General features: G+C 62.1%; 14 protein-coding genes. 4 read left to right on the forward strand and 10 right to left on the reverse strand.

Going from position 1 to position 20,647, the window contains the following annotated elements; all coding sequences use genetic code 11:
* Nucleotides 1–172: 172 nt before the first annotated feature.
* Nucleotides 173–1,444 (reverse strand): cytochrome P450, encoded by a 1,272-nt coding sequence (locus AC5ZG5_RS38380; protein WP_456642798.1) that lies wholly within the window; start codon nt 1,442–1,444, stop codon nt 173–175.
* 364 nt (nt 1,445–1,808) lie between these two features.
* Between AC5ZG5_RS38380 and AC5ZG5_RS38385 the strand changes: the two genes are divergently transcribed.
* The 3 genes from AC5ZG5_RS38385 (at nt 1,809) to AC5ZG5_RS38395 (ending at nt 5,582) form a co-directional block, all read left to right on the forward strand.
* The gene (locus AC5ZG5_RS38385; RefSeq protein WP_130227248.1) at nt 1,809–2,981 is read left to right on the forward strand and encodes an isovaleryl-CoA dehydrogenase; all 1,173 of its coding nucleotides are present in this window, start codon (nt 1,809–1,811) and stop codon (nt 2,979–2,981) included.
* A 348-nt stretch (nt 2,982–3,329) separates the two neighbouring features.
* On the forward strand, nt 3,330–4,481 hold the full coding sequence (locus tag AC5ZG5_RS38390) for a DUF898 family protein (RefSeq protein ID WP_456642801.1): 1,152 nt from the start codon (nt 3,330–3,332) through the stop codon (nt 4,479–4,481).
* Nucleotides 4,482–4,484: 3 nt separating this feature from the next.
* Nucleotides 4,485–5,582: a M48 family metallopeptidase gene (locus tag AC5ZG5_RS38395; protein WP_456642797.1), complete on the forward strand. Its 1,098-nt coding sequence runs from the start codon at nt 4,485–4,487 to the stop codon at nt 5,580–5,582.
* A gap of 798 nt (nt 5,583–6,380) precedes the next feature.
* On the opposite strand, the gene AC5ZG5_RS38400 is transcribed toward AC5ZG5_RS38395, so the two are convergent.
* Nucleotides 6,381–7,130 carry a DUF2927 domain-containing protein gene (locus AC5ZG5_RS38400; RefSeq protein ID WP_456642800.1) on the reverse strand — a complete coding sequence of 250 codons (750 nt, stop codon included), beginning with the start codon at nt 7,128–7,130 and terminating at the stop codon, nt 6,381–6,383.
* Between the two features lie 134 nt (nt 7,131–7,264).
* Nucleotides 7,265–7,837, reverse strand: coding sequence for a L,D-transpeptidase (locus tag AC5ZG5_RS38405; protein ID WP_456642796.1), 573 nt, complete (start codon nt 7,835–7,837; stop codon nt 7,265–7,267).
* Nucleotides 7,838–8,110: 273 nt separating this feature from the next.
* Between AC5ZG5_RS38405 and AC5ZG5_RS38410 the strand changes: the two genes are divergently transcribed.
* Nucleotides 8,111–9,658: an acetolactate synthase large subunit gene (locus tag AC5ZG5_RS38410; RefSeq protein ID WP_456642795.1), complete on the forward strand. Its 1,548-nt coding sequence runs from the start codon at nt 8,111–8,113 to the stop codon at nt 9,656–9,658.
* Nucleotides 9,659–9,670: 12 nt separating this feature from the next.
* On the opposite strand, the gene AC5ZG5_RS38415 is transcribed toward AC5ZG5_RS38410, so the two are convergent.
* From AC5ZG5_RS38415 to pgi, 7 genes are all read right to left on the reverse strand, one after another.
* Entirely contained in the window at nt 9,671–10,705 is a 1,035-nt protein-coding gene (locus AC5ZG5_RS38415; protein ID WP_456642794.1) for an HWE histidine kinase domain-containing protein, read from the reverse strand.
* Between the two features lie 181 nt (nt 10,706–10,886).
* Nucleotides 10,887–11,102 (reverse strand): hypothetical protein, encoded by a 216-nt coding sequence (locus AC5ZG5_RS38420; RefSeq protein WP_028165417.1) that lies wholly within the window; start codon nt 11,100–11,102, stop codon nt 10,887–10,889.
* Nucleotides 11,103–11,576: 474 nt separating this feature from the next.
* The gene (locus AC5ZG5_RS38425) at nt 11,577–14,297 is read right to left on the reverse strand and encodes an MGH1-like glycoside hydrolase domain-containing protein (protein WP_456642793.1); all 2,721 of its coding nucleotides are present in this window, start codon (nt 14,295–14,297) and stop codon (nt 11,577–11,579) included.
* Between the two features lie 2 nt (nt 14,298–14,299).
* The gene (gene tkt, locus AC5ZG5_RS38430) at nt 14,300–16,366 is read right to left on the reverse strand and encodes a transketolase (protein ID WP_456642792.1); all 2,067 of its coding nucleotides are present in this window, start codon (nt 16,364–16,366) and stop codon (nt 14,300–14,302) included.
* Between the two features lie 144 nt (nt 16,367–16,510).
* Nucleotides 16,511–17,884, reverse strand: coding sequence for a glucose-6-phosphate dehydrogenase (gene zwf, locus AC5ZG5_RS38435; RefSeq protein WP_456642791.1), 1,374 nt, complete (start codon nt 17,882–17,884; stop codon nt 16,511–16,513).
* A gap of 2 nt (nt 17,885–17,886) precedes the next feature.
* Nucleotides 17,887–18,918 (reverse strand): phosphogluconate dehydrogenase (NAD(+)-dependent, decarboxylating), encoded by a 1,032-nt coding sequence (gene gnd / locus AC5ZG5_RS38440; RefSeq protein WP_456642790.1) that lies wholly within the window; start codon nt 18,916–18,918, stop codon nt 17,887–17,889.
* 74 nt (nt 18,919–18,992) lie between these two features.
* Nucleotides 18,993–20,639, reverse strand: a complete 1,647-nt coding sequence (gene pgi, locus AC5ZG5_RS38445) for a glucose-6-phosphate isomerase (protein ID WP_456642789.1) — start codon at nt 20,637–20,639, stop codon at nt 18,993–18,995.
* Nucleotides 20,640–20,647 lie beyond the last annotated feature (8 nt).

The following is a 20,647-nucleotide window of genomic DNA, read 5'->3' on the forward strand; positions in this document are numbered from 1 at the left end:
AGGCTTCCTCCTAAAAGAAAGCCTTGAATCACGTTCCGTCTGATTTGAGAATCCCAAGAGTCCACACAGCCTAGAGCATTTCGGTTCTGATGGAATCAGAACCGAAGCTCTAGATTCTCGTTTTGACGCGTTTTCTTCACGCGAACCGGTGTCCACTTCGCTCGAAAACGCTCTAGTCCGCGATGCGGACCGGCAGCGTCTCATATCCCTTGATGAAGCTCGAATACACGCGCTTCGGCTCCTCCACCACCTCGATCGTGTCGAAGCGCTTCAGGATCTCTTCCCAGATGATCTTCAACTGCAATTCGGCAAGTCTGAGGCCGACGCAGCGATGGATGCCGAAGCCAAACGAAATGTGAGTGCGGGGACGGGCGCGATCAATGATGAACTCGTAGGGACGTTCGATCACATCTTCGTCGCGGTTGCCCGAGACGTACCACATCACGACCTTGTCACCCTTCCGGATCTGCTTGCCATGGAACTCGATGTCGGCAAGCGCAGTGCGGCGCATATGCGCCAGCGGCGTCTGCCAGCGGATCACCTCCGGCACGAAACTGTCGATCAAGTCAGGGTTCTGCTTCAGCTTGCGATACTGGTCCGGATTCCGGTTCAGCGCATAGATGCTGCCGGAAAGCGTATTGCGCGTGGTGTCGTTGCCGCCGACGATCAAGAGGATCAGATTGCCGAGGAAGTTCTTCGGGTCCATGTCGCGCGTCGCCGGGCTGTGCGCCATCATCGAGAGCAGGTCGCTCTTCGGCGGCTGCTCGATCCGTTCCTTCCACAGCCGCGAGAAATAGCTGGCGCATTCCATCAGCTCTGCCTGCCTCTCGTCCTCGGTCGCGACCAGCCCGCCGGCGCCCGGAAGGGTGGTGGCGACGTCCGACCAGCGCGTCAGCTTGCGCCGGTCCTCCCAGGGGAAATCGAACAGCACCGCCAGCATCTGCGTGGTCAATTCGATCGAGACCCTGTCGACCCAGTCGAACACGTCGCCGCGCGGTAGGTTGTCGAGGCATTCGGTCGAGCGCTTGCGGATGTTGATCGCCAGCTCGTCGAGATGGGTCGGCGTGAACATCGGCGCCACGGTCCGCCGTTGCGCCGAGTGCCGCGGCTGATCCATTGCGATGAAGCTTTCGCGGCGCAGATCCGGGGCGATGTCGCGGATGGTGATGCCGCCGAGCGAGGCGGCCGAGGAGAAGACCGAATGGTTGGTCTCGATCTCCATGATGTCGTTATACTTGGTCACCGACCAATAGGGCCCGAACAGGCTGTCCCGGCAATAGTGCACCGGCTCCTCCCGGCGTAGCCGGTCGAAATAGGGCCAGAACGAATCGGTGCGGAACAGTTCGGGAGCGCTGGGGTCGAATTGATCCAGCGGGATCGCATAAGCCCGCTCGCGGGCGGCCTCCTGGGTTTCGCTCTTGATACGATCGACCGTCCCGTGCATGGCGTATCTCCTTGGATCGTCCCGGTCCGGTTGTTCCGTCGGGCGCATTTTTGGCGGATTACAACCCGTCACGCCGCGCAGGGCAAGGGCGAGTTTGGCACATTTGGCCGCATCGGCTTCCACCGAGCCGCGCCTGCGGGGAGAGGGAAGGTACCTACCGCCCTCGTCATTCCGGGGCGTCCGAAGGACGAACCCGGAATCCATTGGGCCGCATATACGTGCGGAGAAATGGATTCCGGGCTCGACGCTTCGCGTCGCCCCGGAATGACGGCGGTGCGGGGAGCGGAAGAAGAAACCTCCCCGTGACAAGCCGCCCGGCAGCGAATAAGCCTAGGGCAACAAGCCATTCTGGAGGCCGCTCGCCATGATTCCCAACGCGCAACGGATGTTCAATTTCGACCTGGGCGAGACCGCGGATGCGATCCGCGAGACCGTGTACGATTTCGCGAGCAACGAGATCGCCCCACGCGCGGCCGAGATCGACCGCACCAACCAATTCCCGCGCGACCTCTGGCCGAAGATCGGCGCGCTCGGGCTGCACGGCATCACCGTCGAGGAGGAATATGGCGGAACAGGCCTCGGCTATCTCGAGCACTGCATCGCGCTGGAGGAGATCTCGCGTGCCTCCGCGTCCGTCGGCCTGTCCTACGGCGCCCATTCCAACCTCTGCGTCAACCAGATCCGCCGCAACGGCAACGAGGCGCAGAAGCGGAAATATCTGCCGAAGCTGATCTCGGGTGAGCATGTCGGCTCGCTCGCAATGTCCGAGCCGAGCGCCGGAAGCGATGTGGTCTCGATGAAGACCCGTGCGGAGAAGAAGGGTGATCGGTTCGTGCTCAACGGCAACAAGATGTGGATCACCAACGGTCCTGTCGCCGAGACGCTGGTGGTCTATGCCAAGACCGATCCGAACGGCGGTCCGCGCGGCATCACCGCTTTTATCATCGAGAAGGGCATGAAGGGGTTCTCCACCGCGCAGAAGCTCGACAAGCTCGGCATGCGCGGCTCCGACACGTGTGAGCTGGTGTTCGAGGATTGCGAGGTGCCGGAGGAGAACGTGCTCAGCGAGGTCGGCCGCGGGGTCAACGTGCTGATGAGCGGCCTCGACTATGAGCGCGCGGTGCTGGCGGCCGGCCCGATTGGCATCATGCAGGCCTGCATGGACGTGGTGATGCCCTATGTGCACGAGCGCAAGCAGTTCGGCCAGCCGATCGGCACTTTCCAGCTCGTGCAGGGCAAGGTCGCCGACATCTATACCACGATGAACGCCTCGCGGGCCTATGTCTATGCGGTGGCGAAAGCCTGCGACCGCGGCGAGACCACGCGCGAGGACGCCGCCGGCGCGATCCTCTACGCCGCCGAGAAGGCGACGCAATGCGCGCTCGACGCCATCCAGCTCCTCGGCGGCAATGGCTACATCAACGACTATCCGACCGGCCGCCTGCTGCGCGACGCCAAGCTCTACGAGATCGGCGCCGGCACCAGCGAAATCCGCCGCATGCTGATCGGCCGCGAACTGTTCGACAAGACCGCGTAGCGGCATTCTCTCCACTTGTCATTCCGGGGCGACGCGAAGCGTCGAACCCGGAATCCATTTCTCCGCCTGCACAAATGGCGAAATGGATTCCGGGCTCGCGACTACGTCGCGCCCCGGAATGACAGGGCGATGTGTGGCTCGATGGATTCTCTGATCTGCAATTGCACATCATAGCTCGTCCTTCGGACGCCCCGGAATGACGGGCACCGGATACCTCCGTCATCTGCACGGCACGTCATTCACTTTACACTCGACTCCTGCGCGAATATCTCGATCACACTTCCTTTGATAAATCTGTGGTTTTGTGCGATCCGCAGAGACTGCCTGGAGTTGATCCCCGTGCACGAGATGAGCTGGACCCCGATTGGGCCTCCGCAACCGCCACCCCTGCCTGTACCGCCGCAGATACCGGTTGCGTTTACCGGCAGCCGCCGCGAGTTCTTCGACCTGGTCAAGCGCGGCGCCGGGCTCGAATTCGTCACGCTCGGCTTCTACCGGTTCTGGCTGGCGACCGACATGCGCCGTCATCTCTGGTCCAACACCGAGATCGAAGGCGACGCCGCAGAATATACCGGCCGCGGCAAGGAGCTTCTGATCGGCTTCCTGGTCGCGCTCGCGATCCTGGTGCCGGTTTACCTCGCTTATTTCCTGGTCGGCCTCGAGGCCGAGCGCGCCCAGGCTTTCGCCAGCATTCCGCTGGTGGCGTTCTTCTATCTGTTCGGACAGTTCGCGATCTTTCGCGCGCGCCGCTACCGCCTGACGCGGACAGTGTGGCGCGGCGTGCGATTCTGGATGAGCGGCTCCGGCTGGGCCTATGCCGGGCTCTCGGCGTTGTGGGGACTCGCGGTGATCGTCACCCTCGGCCTCGCCCTGCCGTGGCGCGTCGCGGCGCTCGAGCGCTACAAGATGCGCCATTCCTACTATGGCGACCTGCAGGGCAGCTTCGAGGGGCGCGGCTGGGAGTTCTTCAAGCGCGGCTGGTGGCTCTGGCTGTTGGTGCCGGTGGCAGTCTGCATCGTGCCGCTCGCGCCCTTCATCTACGGTGCCTACAAAGCGGTCGAATGGCGATGGTGGTTGTCCGGCCTCCGCTTCGGCGGCGTGCGGCTGGAGTCGACGCTGAAGCGCAGCGCGCTGATCGGGCTTTATTGGAAAGTGATCGGCTGGATTGTCGTGCTCGGCCTCGTGTTTGCGGCCTGGTTCGCCCTATCCGCGGTGCTGGTCGCCAGCATGAGCGCAACGCCGCTCAAGGAATTCTTCGCGAGCCAGGAATTTACCGGGAGCATTCCGTTCCTGGTGCTCCTGGGCGTTGGCTATCTCCTGTTCGCGCTGGCCATCAATGTCGTGATCCGCGTCTATCTGATGCGCGATCTCTGGGTGAAGGTGCTGGGGTCGACGATCGTCCATGGCATCGAGGCGACGGCCAATGTCTCCGCCCGAGGTGAGCTCGCCAACGCGCTCGGCGAGGGCTTCGCCGACGGTCTCGACGTCGGGGGCTTTTGACCCATGAGCGGGGCGTTCGACAGTGGACTGAGCGCCGCCTTCTATTTCGACGGCACGTCGAGCAAGCGGCACGCAGTTGCGCTGCGTTTCGCCGACGTGCTCGAGCTCGAGGAGGACGGACAGCGGATCGCCGCCTGGCCCTATGCGGATATCCGCCGCGCCGACGGTCCGTCCGGCAAGCTGCGGCTCGCCTGCATCTCTGCGGCCGCGCTGGCGCGGCTCGAGATCCGCGATGCCGCGCTCGCGGCCGAGCTCGTCGCGCGCTGCGAAAAGCTTGACGAGCATGTGCTCGGCGGCCGCGGCGTTGCGAGCATCGTCGGCTGGTCGCTGGCGGCGACCGTGTCGATCGTCCTGGTCGTGCTGTTCGGCGTGCCGCTTGCCGCCGACCGGCTGGCGGCTCTGGTGCCTGTCGCGTTCGAGCGGCGGCTCGGCGAAGTCGCCGACAGCCAGGTGAAGATGGTGTTCGACGGCAAGTCGTGCGGCAACCCCGCCGGCCAGCGCGCGTTTGAAAAACTCGTCAACACGCTGCGCGAATCCGCTGGCATGGACACGTCGCTGCAATCGGGCGTGCTCTCGACCTCGATTCCGAACGCCTTCGCGTTGCCGGGCGGCAGGGTCTATGTGTTGGATGGGCTGCTCGCGAAAGCCGAAAATGTCGATGAGCTCGCGGGCATCCTCGCCCACGAGCTCGGCCATCTCCAGCATCGCGACGGCCTGCGCGGCATGATCCACAATGGCGGCACCTCGTTCCTGATCGGCCTCTTGTTCGGCGACATCACCGGCTCCGGCGCCGTGATCTTCGCCTCGCGGACGCTGGTGAACGCATCGCATTCCCGCGAAGCCGAACAGAACGCCGACAGCTTTGCGATCGAGACCATGCACCGGCTCGGCCGGCCGACCAAGCCGATGGGAGAATTGATGTTCCGCATCACCGGCAAGGAAGGCGACAGGGGCCTGTCGCTGATCGCAAGCCACCCCATGACCGAAGACCGCCTCGCCCGTATGACCCGCGAAAACCGCCCCGCCAGCGGCCCACCATTGTTGACCGCGGGAGAGTGGCGCGCGCTGAAGTCGATCTGCAGCACCGGCACCAGGCTGTAGGAGCCGACCACCGCCGTCATTCCGGGGCGCGCGCAGCGCGAACCCGGAATCTATTTCACCACATATCCCCCTGTCATTCCGGGGCGGCGCGAAGCGTCGAGCCTGGAATCCATTTTTCCGCCTGCACAAGTGGCGAAATGGATTCCGGGCTCGTCCTTCGGACGCCCCGGAATGACAGCGTATGTTGGGTCGCGAGCTGCGACAAATCAACCCGACGAGGCTGGGCAAGTATTCGCCGCGGGCGCGTCCTCGTAGAACGTCCTTTCTTTGCGCGACGCGCATGGCAATGAGGATGGAATTTTCTACGTGCAATCGCCCGCAACGGCGAATGCATTTCTGCGCCGTTCAAGGCTGATTGAATACTTGCCCAGCCTCGACGGGCAAATCACCAAAAGTCTGTCCAGCCCTCGCGGAAAAAACATTCCGACGTAGGATGGGTAGAGCGAAGCGAAACCCATCATGCGTGCGGCCTGCTCCATCGCGATGGGTTTCGCTTCGCTCTACCCATCCTACGGAATTGCTGTTTGAAAATTGAATCAGAACTTTCCGCGACGCCGTAGGGTGGGCAAAGCGAAGCGTGCCCACCATCGCGAGCACTGCGCTGGATGGTAGGCACGGCGCTGTCAATTGGTGCGCCCTCTCCCCTTGTGGGAGAGGGCTACTCCGTCGCTAGCCAAGAGCGCACATGGGTGAGGGGTCTTTCTCCACGCGCACCGTCGCCCGCGGAGACAACCCCTCATCCGTCGCGCATTGCATGCGCGCCACCTTCTCCCACAAGGGGAGAAGGGAAGCACCCCCTCACTCCGGCAAATTGTTCACCTTCTTCACCCACGCGCGGACGTCGGCGAGGACGTCGGGCAGCAAGGCCTTGACGTCCTGCACGGTCATGCCGGCCTTGATACGGGGATCGTAGAGCAGGTTGAGGATGTACTGGTCGTAGACGTCGAAATAGCCCATCGAGACGTTGTCGTTGAACATGGTCCAGGGCACGCTCGAGGTATCGTTGATCGGGCCGAGCGACTGCAGCAGTTCCTCATAGGCGCAATCGAAGAAGACGAAGTCGCCGTTATCGACCGTGAGGATCACGTCGGAATGCTCGATCTCGAAATTGTCGTTCTTGCGAAAGCCGCTCAGGCATTGCGGGTCGAGCGAGGAGCGGATTTCTTTCGCGCGCTCGCTGCCATAGAAGGTCGTGATGGTGCGATAGAGATCGCGGTCGCGCACCAGCTTCACCCTCACATTGGCGATCTCGCTGCTCTCGGTCATGGCGATGTCGAGGTGCTGGACCTTGGCGGCGACATCGCCGACGATCTTTGCGAGCTGGGCCTTGCGGTCGGCGCGGGTGCCGTCGGCGAACACCCTGATCGGGGAGTCATATTTGCGGATGCGGTCGACGCGGCCGGCGAGGTGGTACTCGGCGCCGAACGCCGTCTTCATGAAGCCTTCGATGATCTCGCTATCGGTGAAGGCTTTCTTCTCGTTGCGCTGGCGCGCGGCGATCGATGGGTTCTCGCCCGACCATGCCGGCGGCGCAACGAGGCCGGGCATGATCGCGGCCGAGGCGATTGCGAGGACGAGGACAGCCAGGAGACGGTGAAGCGTGCACATCGCTATAACGCTGCCGCAATCACCGTGCGCGCGCAAGCCTGCTTGCGCATGGCAGCGCTGGTTCCCGCACCGTCCTAATTCTTGACGACGACGGTGGTGCCCACGGAAACGCGGCTATAGAGATCCACCACATCCTCGTTGGTCATGCGGAAGCAGCCCGACGATACCGCCTGTCCGATTGTCTCCGGCTCGTTCGAGCCGTGGATGCGGTAGAGCGTCGAGCCGAGATACAGCGCGCGGGCGCCGAGCGGATTTTCGACGCCGCCGGCCATGTGGCGCGGCAAGTCGGGACGGCGCCGCAGCATCTGCGCCGGCGGCGTCCAGCTCGGCCATTCCTTCTTGGCGGTGATGCGATGGGTTCCGCCCCAGCGGAAACCGTCGCGGCCGACCCCGATGCCATAACGCAGCGCCTGGCCGTCATTGAGGACGAGATAGAGCCGTCGCTCGGCGGTGTTGATGACGATGGTGCCCGGCGCATAACGGCTCGGGTACATCACGGTCGTCCGTTGGATCGGGCTCCCGCCGGTGCCGAAGAAGCTGAGGCCGCCGCCCATGATGTCGCGGGTGTCGAAGAATTGGGCCTGCGCCTGACCGGCGCCTCCCAGCATCAAGAGCGCCGCCGCCAGCAAAACCCTGCCCCGTGTCATTGCCTTCCTCGCGTTATTTCCTGCCTCATGAAAGTGAGGCCATAAGTTGTTCGAATGCGCAACCCACGCCGCCGTGAGCGACGGATTTTCGGGCACCGCGGTTAAAAAAGGCAACACATCAGAAACGATGGCAGCAATGTCCCGCTAAACCTTTGACGAAACGGGCGAACAATGGTTGATCTGGGCTCGGAACGCCGGGCTTGAGATAGTCGACTTGGGCCAACACAACATTACTTGGGCCAACAAAACAGCGCGGGAATGCGGGAGCGAGACATGAATGGTGCGGAAAGTCTGGTGCGGACATTGGTCGCGGGCGGCGTCGACGTCTGCTTCACCAATCCCGGCACCTCGGAGATGCATTTCGTCGCCGCGCTTGATAGGGTCGAGGGCATGCGCTGCGTGCTCGGCCTGTTCGAGGGCGTGGTGACGGGGGCGGCCGACGGTTATTTCCGTATCAAGGAAACACCCGCTTCGACGCTGCTGCATCTCGGCCCGGGTCTCGCCAACGGCCTTGCCAACCTGCACAACGCCAAGAAGGCGAATTCCGGCATCGTCAACATCGTCGGCCAGCACGCGACCTACCACATCGCGTATAACGCGCCGCTGACCTCCGACATCGAGGGCCTGGCGCGGCCGATGTCGGCCTGGGTCAGGACCTCGCCGGATGCCAAGTCGGTCGCCGCCGATGGCGCTGCCGCGATTGCCGCCGCCAAGAGCACGCCGCCGCAGATCGCGACCCTGATCCTGCCGGCCGACACCGCCTGGAACGAGGCTGACGGTATCGCCCAGGTCCCGGCCGAAAGCCAGCGGCCGAACTATTCGGCACAGGCGGTGGAAGCGGCGGCAAAGATCCTGCGCGAAGGCGGCGCGCAGAACCTGTTGCTGCTGACCGGCAGTGCGCTGACCGAGCACGGGCTGACGCTGGCCCAGCAGATCGCCGGCAAGACCGGCTGCAAGGTGATGGGCCAGACCTACAATCCGAAGATGGCGCGCGGCAGGGGCCGCTTCCTGATCGACCGCATTCCTTACGTGATCGAGCAGGCGCTGCCTATTCTCAAGGACTTCAAGAACATCGTGCTGGTCGAGGCCAACGACCCCGTCGCCTTCTTCGCCTATCCGAACAAGCCGAGCCTGCTGAAGCCGGAGGGCTGCGAGGTGCATCGGATGACCGCGGGCGGGGAGAATTCGGTGGCGGCGCTGGAGGCGCTGGCTGGCGCGCTCGGGGCCAAGCCGCAGGACGTCAAGCCGCAGAAGCTCGTCGAGCTTGCGAAGCCGACTGGCGCGCTGACGTTTGCCTCGATCGCGCAGGCGATCGCGTGCGCGATTCCGGAGAACGCCATCGTGGTCGATGAATCCATCACCACCGGCCGCGGCTTCTTCCCGCCGACGGCGGCCGCCGCGCCGCATGACTGGCTGCAGAACATGGGCGGCTCGATCGGCTTCTCGCCGCCGGTTGCGACCGGCGCCGCGGTGGCCGCTCCCGATCGCAAGGTGATCTGCATGGTCGGCGACGGCTCTTCGATGTACACGATCCAGGCGCTGTGGACGCAGGCCCGCGAGAACCTGAACGTCGTCACCATCGTGTTCGCCAATCGCATCTACCAGATCCTGCGCGGCGAGTTCGACGGCGTCGGCGCCGGCGAGCCGGGTAAGCGCGCGCAGGACATGCTGAAGATCGACCGGCCGACCATCGACTTCGTCTCGCTCGCCAACGGCATGGGCGTGCCGGGCCGCGCGGTCACGACCGCCGACGAATTCAACAAGGCGCTCGCGGAGGCGATCGCCGAGCCGGGACCGAGGCTGATCGAGGTGCAGATGTAAGGGAAGCGCGGCCTACGCCGCGATATCCGGGAAGCAGAATTCGCAGATCAGGCCTTCCGGCTTCCACTGCCGGGTGATGGTGCCGCTCAAGGTTCGGACCACGCCGTCGACGGCGTCGACGCCAAATCCGGTGCGGGTGGGCTCGGCCACTCTTGGTCCGCCGCTCTCCTGCCAGCGCAGCGAAAGGTTGGCGTTATCGGTCCGCCAACTGACGGCGATCTTTCCCGAGGGGCTGGAGAGCGAGCCATATTTGGCGGCGTTGGTGGCGAGCTCGTGCACGGTGACCGCGATCGCCTGCGCCAGTGTGGCCGTCAGCCTCAAATCGCCGCCGCTGATCGCGACCCGCTTCGCGTCGTGCACCGCATAGGGCTTGAGCTCCTGTTCGATGATCGCGCGGATGTTGGCGCCGGTCCAGCGCGACACCGAGAACAGCCGCTGCACATTGGCGAGCGCGCTGAGGCGCCCCTGGAAGACCGCCTGGAACTCCTCCGCGGTATCGGCCTTGGTCAGGCGCAGGATCGCCTGGATCACCGCCAGCAGATTGTTGGCGCGATGATCGACCTCCCAAGCGAGCCGCATCATGCGCTCCTCGGCCTGCTTGCGCATGGTGGTATCGACCAGCATGTTGACGGCGCCGATCAGCCGGCCGTCAGCGTCGCGCAAGGGCGTGGGGTAGGGCATAAAACAGATGCGCGAGCCATCGGGCCGCTCGGCGATTGCTTCCACGTTGCGCACCGGGCGGTTCTCACGAAGCGCGATCGCCATCGGGCATTCCTCATGCGCAAGCGGCGTGCCGTCCGTGCGGAACAGCTTCCAGCTCACGCACCACATGTCGCCGATGGCAGGCACACGGCCGGCGAACTCGATGCAAGCGTGGTTGAAGAAGGTGATGCGACCGTCTGCATCCGTCGTGTAGATCGCGGCGGGCAGCGCCTGAAGCACATCGCGAAACTGCTGCTCGTCGGCGTCGGCGCTGATCGCGGTGTGATGCGCCAGGATCTTTTCGACCTCTGCTTCTTCTTCCGAATCGTCAAAGAGGTTCAGCATCACCCGTCCATGCCCGCAGGTCTTCAGCCGGTAATTCGACACTAAGGGAAATGTTCCTCCCGGTGCGTGCAGTGGCCTGCAAATTCAGTGAAAATCCGGGCGCAAGGACGGTGAGCACAGCGACGAGGCACATCAAAAAAGGCCGCCCCGAAGGACGGCCTTGATCCCCATGAATCCTGTCTTACTGATGCATCGTGTCTTCGCCGGATTTCTTCGACGACTTCTTGGCCACCTTCTTCGAGCTCTTCTTCGGCGCCATTTTCGACGCATCATCCTTGCTCGCATTGTCGCTCTGCGCCGCGGGGCCAGTGGTGCCGCCGGACTTGTCGGTGGTCTGTGCTGAAGCGGCCGACGAAATAAACGCCAGTGCGGTGGCGGCGATAATCAGTTTACGCATCGGATGGTTCTCCCAAGTTGGCCCCCGCCCTCAACGGAACCGCGATACGTCCGGTTCCGTCGCCCCGATCAGCAGTCCGTGAGCGGCGCGTGAACTCCCGCACCGACGCTGCGATCTAGAACCCCAATCCGAAGATCCTAGCCAACCAAACTGGCGTCCCGCTAAACTAAAAAAATCCATGTATTATATGGATTTGTGTCGGTATGTAGCCATAGTGGGCCATTGGCGGCGCCACGGGCAACAGCGAAGCCGCCTTTGTCGAGACAAAGCGTGTCTGGCGCAAGGTCGGTGCTGCCGGACGCGCCTTGTTCGAGCCGCAAGAAGACTTCACGGGGCTTCGTTGGTGAGGATAACGACGAAGGGTAACGGCGCCGGACGGAAGAGCAGCAGCGCAATCTGACCGAAGAGGAGCGAAGGAAGTTCCATCGCATCGACCCACGAAGCACGCTGTGACCGAACCCAACATTAGGAAACTTATGCCTCCTGACTCGCGCTCGACGTAGGTGATGCACAAAGTGAAATATTGCGCCATCTGCAGGCGTCCCTATCATTTCGCAAACGCCGATTAGCCACGAGCGCGCCGGCAAGAGCGGTCCAGCCGGTCTGATGCGAGGCGCCAAGGCCCTCGCCGGTGTCGCCATGAAAATACTCGTAGAAGAGCAATAAATCGCACCAAGGCCCGCCGCGCCGGAAGCGGGGATTTAATCCCAGCGCTGGTCGCTGGCCCTCTGCGTTCCGGAGAAACAATTTGAGCAGTCGACGCTCGAGTTCTTCGGCCACTTGCTCGAGGCTTGCCTGCCTGCCTGATCCTGTCGGCAGTTCAACGGTAAAGTCTTCGCCGAGGCTGGTATGAAGATGTCGTAGCGACTCGATCGCGAGAAAATTGAGCGGGAACCAAATCGGTCCGCGCCAGTTCGAATTGCCGCCGAACAGTCCGGTCCGAGATTCACCCGGCTCGTAGTCGAGACGAGCGACATGTCCGTCCATGTTGACGATAAGCGGATGTTCGCGGTGGTAACGCGACAGCGATCGCAGCCCGTAAGACGACAGAAACTCCGACTCGTCGAGCATACACGCGAGGATCCGCTTCATCCGCGACTTGCCTACCAGGGAGATCAGCCGAGGGCGTTCATTGGCCGGCGACATGTGCAGAAATTCTGCAAGGCCCGGCTTGTTCTCGATGTACCAGAGCGCGCGCTTGCGAAACATCGGCAGTCGTTCCCACAGCGCCGCATCGAGCTGTACGGCCGCAAAGATTGGCAACAATCCCACCATGGAACGCGCGCGCACCGTGAAAGTCGAGCCGTCGCGCTTGCGAAGTCGATCGTAGAAAAATCCGTCTTGGTCGTCCCAGAGCTTGCTCATGGCGGCGGCGATGAGAGCGAAATGCTCGAAGAACTTTACCGCGACGTCTTCGTAGCTAGGCTGATGGTTGGCAAGCAGCAGAGCCATCTCCAGCATGTTGAGACAGAACTTGGCCATCCAGGCAGTGCCATCCGACTGCTCCAGGACATCGCCGTCGGGAAGCATCTGCGAGCGGTCGAACGGGCCGATGTTGTCGAGTCCGAGAAAGCCGCCCTCGAACACGTTGTCGCCACATGCGTCTTCTCGATTTACCCACCAGGTGAAGTTGATCAGGAGCTTTTGAAAAGTGCGAGCCAGAAAATCGAAGTCGGTGCCGCCATCGATCCGGAACACTGCAAGCGTGGCCCACGCCTGAACTGGCGGATTCACATCTCCAAAATTCCATTCATACGCCGGCAATTGGCCGTTCGCGTGCATGTACCATTCGCGCGTCAGCAGCAGCAATTGATGCTTCGCTGCTGAGGGGTCGATGTGCGCCAGCACCACGCAATGGAAGGCGAGGTCCCATGAGGCATACCACGGATACTCCCATTTGTCGGGCATGGCGATGATGTCGTGGTTGTTGAGATGACGCCAGCCCGCGTTGCGACCTGACGCGCGTGCCTCGGGCGGACGTATGATGTCGCCGTCGAGCCAGCGCGCGACGTCGTAGTGGTAGAACTGCTGGCCCCACAGCATTCCGGCGAACGCCTGCCGCATGACTGCGGCCTCGTCCTCGCTCGCGCCGTCAGGGGTCAGCGCTTTATAGTATTCGTCAGCTTCGCGGCTCCGGTCGGCGTGGATCCGCTCGAAGTCTGCCCCGAGGCTCGCAGTCTGGCCGTGCCCATCACGTGCTAGGCGAAGCCTGAGCTCGACAGTTTCGCCGGCAGCGACTTCGAGGCGATACCAGCAGGCCATTTTTGTACCCTGCTTGGCAGGATTTACCGTTGCCGCACCGTGAAGGACGTGGTCGTTGATGCCGTCCTTTGGATACGGCGTCTGCTCGGCGGTGATATCATACAGGTACCGGGCATTGGTTTCGTTCTCACAGAACAGCAGCCGTGGCGGCTTTCCCGCCGGATCCGTCCCGGCAGTGAAGCGCCAGCGACCCAGCAGTTCTTCTTCAGCGATCGCGCCGACGTTGCCAGTTTCAGCAGTCGCCCGGATCGTCGGCCGCGCGACGCCGGCCTCCCATGACCAGCGGTTGCGGAACCACAGAGTCGGAAGCACGTGAAGCTCGGCCTGATCGGGTCCCGCGTTACGAACGCTGATGCGCATGCATATGTCATCAGGTGACGCCTTGGCGTAATCCGCCGTGACCTGCCAGTAACGGTCCCCTTCGAAAATGCCGGTATCCACGAGTTCAAATTCGACCTCGTCCTTGTTGCGTCTTGCGTTCTCCTGCCGAAGCAACGCGTAGGGAAACTCTGCCTGGGGATAGTGGTAACGCCAACGAAGCCATGAACTGGTCGGTGTTGCGTCGATGTACCACCAGTACTCCTTGGCATCTTCGCCGTGATTTCCTTCTGGACCAGCGAGACCGAAGATGCGTTCCTTCAGGAAGGGGTCACGTCCATTCCAAAAGGCAAGAGCAAAACACAGGCGCTGCGCTCGATCGCAAAGGCCGGCAAGACCGTCCTCGTTCCACCGATAGGCGCGCGAGCGCGCGTGTTCGTATGGGAAGTATTGCCAGGCCTGTCCGTCGGCACTGTAGTCTTCGCGCACGGTACCCCAGGCGCGCTCGCTGACGTATGGCCCGATCGTTTTCCAGTTGCCAGGCGTATCCGGCGACGAATCTTGAAGCCGCGCGTGCTCCGCCGACAGCGGTTTTCGCTCCTCAAGGATATTCATGGCTATGTGGCTTTTGCAGGCCGCAAGAGCGCCTTGGCCGTCGTCACAACGTTATCGACGGTGAATCCGAACTCCTGCTGCAGGGCCTTCAGCGGGGCGGAGGCGCCGAAAGTGTGCATGCCGATGACCCGACCGGTCGGGCCAACGTAACGCTCCCAACCGAACGTTGACGCCTGCTCGATTGCAACGCGCGCCGTGACCTCCGGCGGCAAGACGGCGTCGCGGTATTCCTGCGTCTCGCGTTCGAAGACATCCCAGGAAGCCATCGAGACCACGCGCGAGCGGATACCATCCAGGCTAAGTCTCTCATGAGCGTTGGCTGCGAGGCTCAACTCACTGCCAGTAGCAATCAAGATGATGTCGGGCTTGCCGTCAGGAGCGTCGGCAAGCACGTAGGCGCCTCGTGCGACGCCGGATGCCGATGCATATTTGCTGCGGTCGAGGGTCGGTAACGGTTGACGAGACAGGACCAGCAAGGCTGGCCGATGACGAAGCTGCATGACGTAGCGATAGACTTCCACCACTTCGTTGGCATCACCCGGCCGGAACAGCGTCATACCCGGCATTGCCCGCATTGAAGCGAGTTGCTCGATCGGTTGATGCGTTGGGCCGTCTTCGCCATCGCCCATGGCATCATGGGTAAAAGCAAAGATCACGGGTAGTTCCATTAGCGCCGCCAGTCGTATCGCGGGCCGGGCGTAGTCGCTGAAAATCAGGAAGGTCGCGCCGAACGGCCGCAGCTTCGAGAGTGCCAGACCGTTGAGAATTGCAGCCATCGCGTGTTCGCGGATGCCGAAATGGAAGTTCTTGCCGCCCGGTGTGGCGGCCTGAACATCGCCTGCGCCTTCAAAGGTTAGCAGCGTCTTGGTCGATGGACCCAGATCTGCCGAACCGCCAATCAACCAGGCAACGTTTTGCGCCAGAACGTTCAGGACCTTTCCCGACGCCTCACGCCCCGCGAGCCCCTTCAGATCTGCCGGGAATGACGGCAGGTTGCGGTCCCAGCCTGCCGGAAGCTCGCGGCGTTGCATCTGATCAATCTCGGTCGCCAGCGCGGCATACTTCGAGCGGTAATCAGTGAACAGAGCTTGCCATTTGCGGTGCGCCTCGCCGCCTCGCTCACCGACGCCGGCGGCGAAGTGTTCGAGAACGCCGTCAGGCACCAGGAAATTCGAGTCTTCGGGCCAGCCATAGGCGCGTTTGGTGAGTTTGACTTCTTCAACGCCGAGCGGCTCGCCATGCGCCGCGGCCGTATCGTGGCGGTGTGGCGAGCCATATCCGATATGGCTGTTGAGTATCACCAGCGTCGGTCGGCCTTTCGTATCGCGAAACGTTGCCAGGGCCTGTTCAATGCCGGCAATGTCGTTGGCGTCATTAACGTGAAGGATATTCCAGCCATAGCCGGTGAAACGAACGGCTACATCTTCGGTGAACGCCAGCCGCGTGCTGCCTTCTATCGTGATGTGGTTGTTGTCGTAGATCCAGCACAGATTGTCGAGGCCGAGGTGGCCGGCGAGCGATGCCGCTTCAGAGCCAACGCCCTCCATCAGGCATCCGTCTCCGCATACGGCATAGATGTCGTAATCGAAGATGGCAAAATCCGGCTTGTTGTAGCGCGCAGCGAGCCAGCGCTGCGCGATTGCCATCCCGACGCTGGTTGCAATGCCTTGTCCGAGCGGGCCGGAAGTCGTCTCCACGCCGGATACCAGGTGGTATTCGGGATGCCCTGGCGCATGGCTCCCGAACTGACGAAAGCGCCGGATATCGTCGAGGGTGACAGCAGGCCTGCCCAACGTCTCGTACTCAGCATTCACGGCCTGCGTACGGGTAAGGTAGAGCACTGACCACAGCAGCATCGATGCGTGGCCGTTCGACAGCACGAAGCGATCACGGCCGGGCCAGATCGGATCTTGCGGATCGAAGCGCATGACTCGGTTCCAGAGCGTATAGACGAGCGGCGCAAGCGCCATTGGTGTGCCGGGATGGCCCGAGTTGGCGGCCTGGACCGCGTCAATCGACAGTGTGCGGATGGTGTTGATCGCGAGCTGGTCGAGTTCGGCGTCTGTCATGGCTGATTTCCTCCCGCGGGTGTCGATTACAGGCCGCCTGCGCGCGGCAGCCGTGTACGTGCATCGTCAGCGATAGGCTGCCGTCATCAAGCAACAGAGCCGGGGATCGAGGAGCACTTCGATCTTCATTCCTCACTCTCTGCGTTACGCTACCGTTGGGTTGTGCCAGCCGCCCGGCGGCGTGACATTCTTGTCCGCTTCGTGAGGCCCCCAGCTTCCGGCTTGGTATTCGTAGACGGGAGTCGCCTTCTTCAAGACCGGATCGACGATCCGCCATGCTTCTTCGACATAGTCCTGTCGTGCAAACAGCGTGCGGTCGCCATTCATGGCGTCGCCGAGCACGCGTTCATACGCATCCATTTCCTCTGGGCCAGGGCGCCGGCTCGCCAACAATTCAACCGGCTCGCCGACCTCTCGGTCATCCTCGTCCATCACCATCGTGCCAAGGGCAATGGCCATGTCGGGATTGATGCGAAACCGCAAATAATTGGGAATCGCGGCGCAATGGGGAAAGATCCGCGGCGCCTCACGAAGGCGTACGATCACTTCCGTGCAAGTCACCGGAAGCGATTTTCCGGCACGGATATAAAATGGCACTCCCTGCCAGCGCCAGGAGTCGATCTCCAGCCGCAATGCAGCGAACGTCTCCACTTGCGAGTCCGGAGCAACGCCAGGCTCCTGTCGGTAGCCGTGAAACTGTCCGCGCACCAGCTCGTTCTCAACGATCGGCGGAATCGATCTCAAGACCTTGACCTTCTCGTCACGCAAGGATTCGCTGTCGGATCGGGCTGGCGGTTCCATCGCCAGATTGGCCAACACCTGAAACAGATGATTCTGGATCACGTCGCGAATTGTGCCAGTTTGATCATAGAACGCGCCACGACCCTGCACGCCGAAATTCTCCGCCATCGTGATCTGCACGCTGCTCACGAACTTGCGGTCCCAGAACGACTCCAGGAACGCATTAGCGAAGCGAAAGAAGACCATGTTGTGAACAGGTCGTTTTCCGAGATAGTGGTCTATGCGGAAGATGTGATCTTCGTCGAATCTGGCGAGCAGAATCCTGTTGAGGTTGCGTGCGGAGGCGAGATCATGCCCGAATGGCTTCTCCACAATGACGCGCGCGCCGTTGGTGCAATCGGCAGTGTCGAGCCGTTCCACTACGGTTGCAAACAACGCCGGTGGGATCGCCAGATAGTGTGCTGGCCGCTGTGCCGAACCGAGCTGCTTGCGAAGGGCATCGAACGTAGTCGGATCGGCGTAGTCGCCGTCTACGTAACGCAAAAGGCCGGCCAGCTTGTCAAACGCGGCGGCGTCAAGGCCGCCGTGCTTTTCGAGGCTGTCGCGTACTCGGGCCTTGAGCTGGTCGAGTGTCCAGCCGGCCTTTGCGACGCCGATGACAGGCACATCGAGGTGGCCCCGTTTCAGCATCGCTTGCAACGACGGAAAGATCTTCTTGTAGGCAAGATCGCCGGTTGCGCCGAAAAACACCAATGCGTCGGATTTAGGTTCGCTCATGGCTATCTCGGTCTCTCATTGGCCGCCTTTTCCAAGTGTCCACCGAACTCGTAGCGCATTGCCGAAAGCAGCTTGTTCTGGAAATCGGCCTCGCCGCGAGAGCTGAAACGCTCGTATAGCGCCGTCGTCAGGACCGGGGCGGGGACTGCTTCGTCGATCGCTGCTGCAATAGTCCAGCGTCCTTCGCCGGAGTCGGAGACGCGCCCAGCGAATTTGGACAGCGCCGGATCTTCCAGCAACGCGGTTGCTGTCAAATCGAGAAGCCACGAGGCGATCACGCTGCCGCGCCGCCACACTTCTGCGATCTCGGGCAGCTTCAAGTCATATTGGTAGTGCTCGGGAATGCGAAGCGGTGTTGTTTCGGCGTCCGCCGCGTGCGCGTGCTTGCCGATGTTCGCTGCGCGCAGGATACCGAGCCCCTCGGCATACGCCGCCATCAGCCCGTACTCGATACCATTATGGACCATCTTGACGAAATGACCGGCGCCGCTCTGTCCGCAGTGGAGATAGCCTTGCTCGGAGGTGCCTGCGGAGGCGCGCTCTCGTCCCGGGGTGCGCGGGATTTCGCCGAGACCGGGAGCGAGGGTCTTGAAGATCGGATCCAGCCGCTGCACGGCCTCGTCAGGGCCGCCGATCATCATGCAGTAGCCGCGCTCGAGACCCCACACGCCGCCGCTGGTGCCAACATCGACATAATGGATGCCGTTGTGCGCCAACTCCTTGGAACGCCTGATGTCATCGATGTAGTAGGAGTTGCCGCCGTCAATCAGAATGTCGCCGGCTTCGAGCAGCGGCAGCAGATCACCGATCGATCTATCTACGACTGCCGCCGGAACCATCAACCAGATCGCGCGCGGCTTTTCGAGCTTCGCCACGAAATCCGCCAGAGAGGCGCTTCCCGTCGCCTTCTCTTTCACCAGTTCTGCAACGGCGTTCGGCGACATGTCGAAGACGACACATTGGTGACCATGTCGAACAAGTCTTCGCACCATATTGGCGCCCATTCGGCCGAGACCGATCATCCCGAGTTGCATGAGTGGCTCCTCTTTTTTTCCCGGTGTGACTTCCCCCCGGGTGCGCAGGTATCCTGGCGTGTCGAGATCAGTACTTAGTGCGACTTCTCCCTGAACGTGCGATGTCGGCGGATCAATGTGTTGGTCGAGCTGTCGTGTCCGAATTTGGGTTCGGCTTCATTGGTGAGTTCCGGGATGATGCGTTGCGCCAGCACCTTGCCGAGTTCGACGCCCCATTGGTCGAATGAATCGATCTGCCAAATTGCGCCCTGCGTGAAGACGTTGTGCTCGTACAGCGGGACGAGTTTGCCGAGAGCCGCGGGTGTTAGCCGTTCCAGCAGAATCGTAGTCGACGGCCTGTTTCCTTCGAACACGCGATGCGGAACGAGCCAATCGGCAGACCCCTCCCGCCTCACTTCGTCAGCCGTCTTGCCAAATGCGAGCGCTTCGCCCTGAGCAAAGACGTTCGCGAGCAGCATGTCGTGCTGCTCTCCAAGATGGTTGAGTGTCTTGTGAAACGCGATGAAGTCGCAAGGAATGAGACGGGTGCCCTGATGGATGAGCTGATAGAAGGAATGCTGACCGTTGGTCCCAGGCTCGCCCCAATAGATCGGACCGGTGTTGTAGTTGAGAGGATTGCCCTCGAGCGTGACGTGCTTGCCGTTGCTCTCCATCGTCAACTGCTGGAGATATGCCGGGAACCGTTTCAGGTATTGTTCGTAAGGCAGCACCGCCACCGTCTGCGCGCCAAAGAAGTTATTGTACCAGATGGCGAGCAGCCCCATCAGCACCGGCAGGTTACGCTCGAACGGCGCGGTGCGGAAATGCTCATCCATCTCATGGAAGCCGCCGAGCATGGCGCGAAAGTTGTCCGGGCCGATGGCAAGCATCGTCGAGAGTCCGATCGCGGAGTCCATGGAGTACCGTCCGCCAACCCAGTCCCAGAAGCCGAACATGTTGGCGATATCGATGCCGAACTTCGTCACTTCCTTCGCGTTGGTCGACACCGCGACGAAATGCTTCGCGACCGACTTCTCGTCTCCCCCAAGTCCCGCGAGCGACCAATCGCGCGCGCTCCTGGCGTTGGTCATGGTCTCCAGTGTAGTGAAAGTCTTGGAAGAGATAATGAACAGAGTCTCGGCCGGATCGAGATCGCGGGTCGCTTCCGCGAAATCGGTGCCGTCCACGTTGGAGACGAACCGGAACGTCATCGCGCGGTCGCTGTAATGCTTGAGCGCCTCGCAGGCCATCACCGGCCCCAGATCGGAGCCGCCGATGCCGATGTTGACGATGTTGCGGATTGGCTTGCCGGTGTGGCCGCGCCACGCACCGCCGCGTACGCGATCGGAAAAATCGGCCATGCGGTCGAGCACCGAATGGACCTGCGGCACAACGTCCTCGCCATCAACCAGGATCGATTGCCCCTTCGGCGCGCGGAGCGCGACATGCAGGACGGCCCGCTTCTCGGAAACGTTGATCTTCTGGCCTCCGAACATCGCATCGATCCGCGCGCGGAGCCCGGACTGTTCGGCCAGTTGCAACAGCAGAGCTAGCGTGTCATCGGTAATCCGGTTCTTCGAGTAGTCGAGGTAGAGCCCGGCCGCCTCGACCGTCAACCGCTCGCCGCGTTTTGGGTCTTGAGCAAAGAGCTCGCGCAGATGCAGGCGGCCGATCTTCTGAAAATGGGCGGACAGGTCCTTCCAGGCGGGAAGCTCGGTGACCGTTTTCGTGGCCGTTGCCATTCATCGCT

This window comes from Bradyrhizobium sp. Ses1, from assembly GCF_059512365.1.

Coding starts and splice junctions, on each gene's coding strand:
- AC5ZG5_RS38380 (WP_456642798.1), bottom strand. CDS start 1,444: ATGCACGGGACGGTCGATCGTATCAAGAGCGAAACCCAGGAGGCCGCC.
- AC5ZG5_RS38385 (WP_130227248.1), top strand. CDS start 1,809: ATGATTCCCAACGCGCAACGGATGTTCAATTTCGACCTGGGCGAGACC.
- AC5ZG5_RS38390 (WP_456642801.1), top strand. CDS start 3,330: ATGAGCTGGACCCCGATTGGGCCTCCGCAACCGCCACCCCTGCCTGTA.
- AC5ZG5_RS38395 (WP_456642797.1), top strand. CDS start 4,485: ATGAGCGGGGCGTTCGACAGTGGACTGAGCGCCGCCTTCTATTTCGAC.
- AC5ZG5_RS38400 (WP_456642800.1), bottom strand. CDS start 7,130: ATGCCCGGCCTCGTTGCGCCGCCGGCATGGTCGGGCGAGAACCCATCG.
- AC5ZG5_RS38405 (WP_456642796.1), bottom strand. CDS start 7,837: ATGACACGGGGCAGGGTTTTGCTGGCGGCGGCGCTCTTGATGCTGGGA.
- AC5ZG5_RS38410 (WP_456642795.1), top strand. CDS start 8,111: ATGAATGGTGCGGAAAGTCTGGTGCGGACATTGGTCGCGGGCGGCGTC.
- AC5ZG5_RS38415 (WP_456642794.1), bottom strand. CDS start 10,705: ATGCTGAACCTCTTTGACGATTCGGAAGAAGAAGCAGAGGTCGAAAAG.
- AC5ZG5_RS38420 (WP_028165417.1), bottom strand. CDS start 11,102: ATGCGTAAACTGATTATCGCCGCCACCGCACTGGCGTTTATTTCGTCG.
- AC5ZG5_RS38425 (WP_456642793.1), bottom strand. CDS start 14,297: ATGAATATCCTTGAGGAGCGAAAACCGCTGTCGGCGGAGCACGCGCGG.
- tkt (WP_456642792.1), bottom strand. CDS start 16,366: ATGACAGACGCCGAACTCGACCAGCTCGCGATCAACACCATCCGCACA.
- zwf (WP_456642791.1), bottom strand. CDS start 17,884: ATGAGCGAACCTAAATCCGACGCATTGGTGTTTTTCGGCGCAACCGGC.
- gnd (WP_456642790.1), bottom strand. CDS start 18,918: ATGCAACTCGGGATGATCGGTCTCGGCCGAATGGGCGCCAATATGGTG.
- pgi (WP_456642789.1), bottom strand. CDS start 20,639: ATGGCAACGGCCACGAAAACGGTCACCGAGCTTCCCGCCTGGAAGGAC.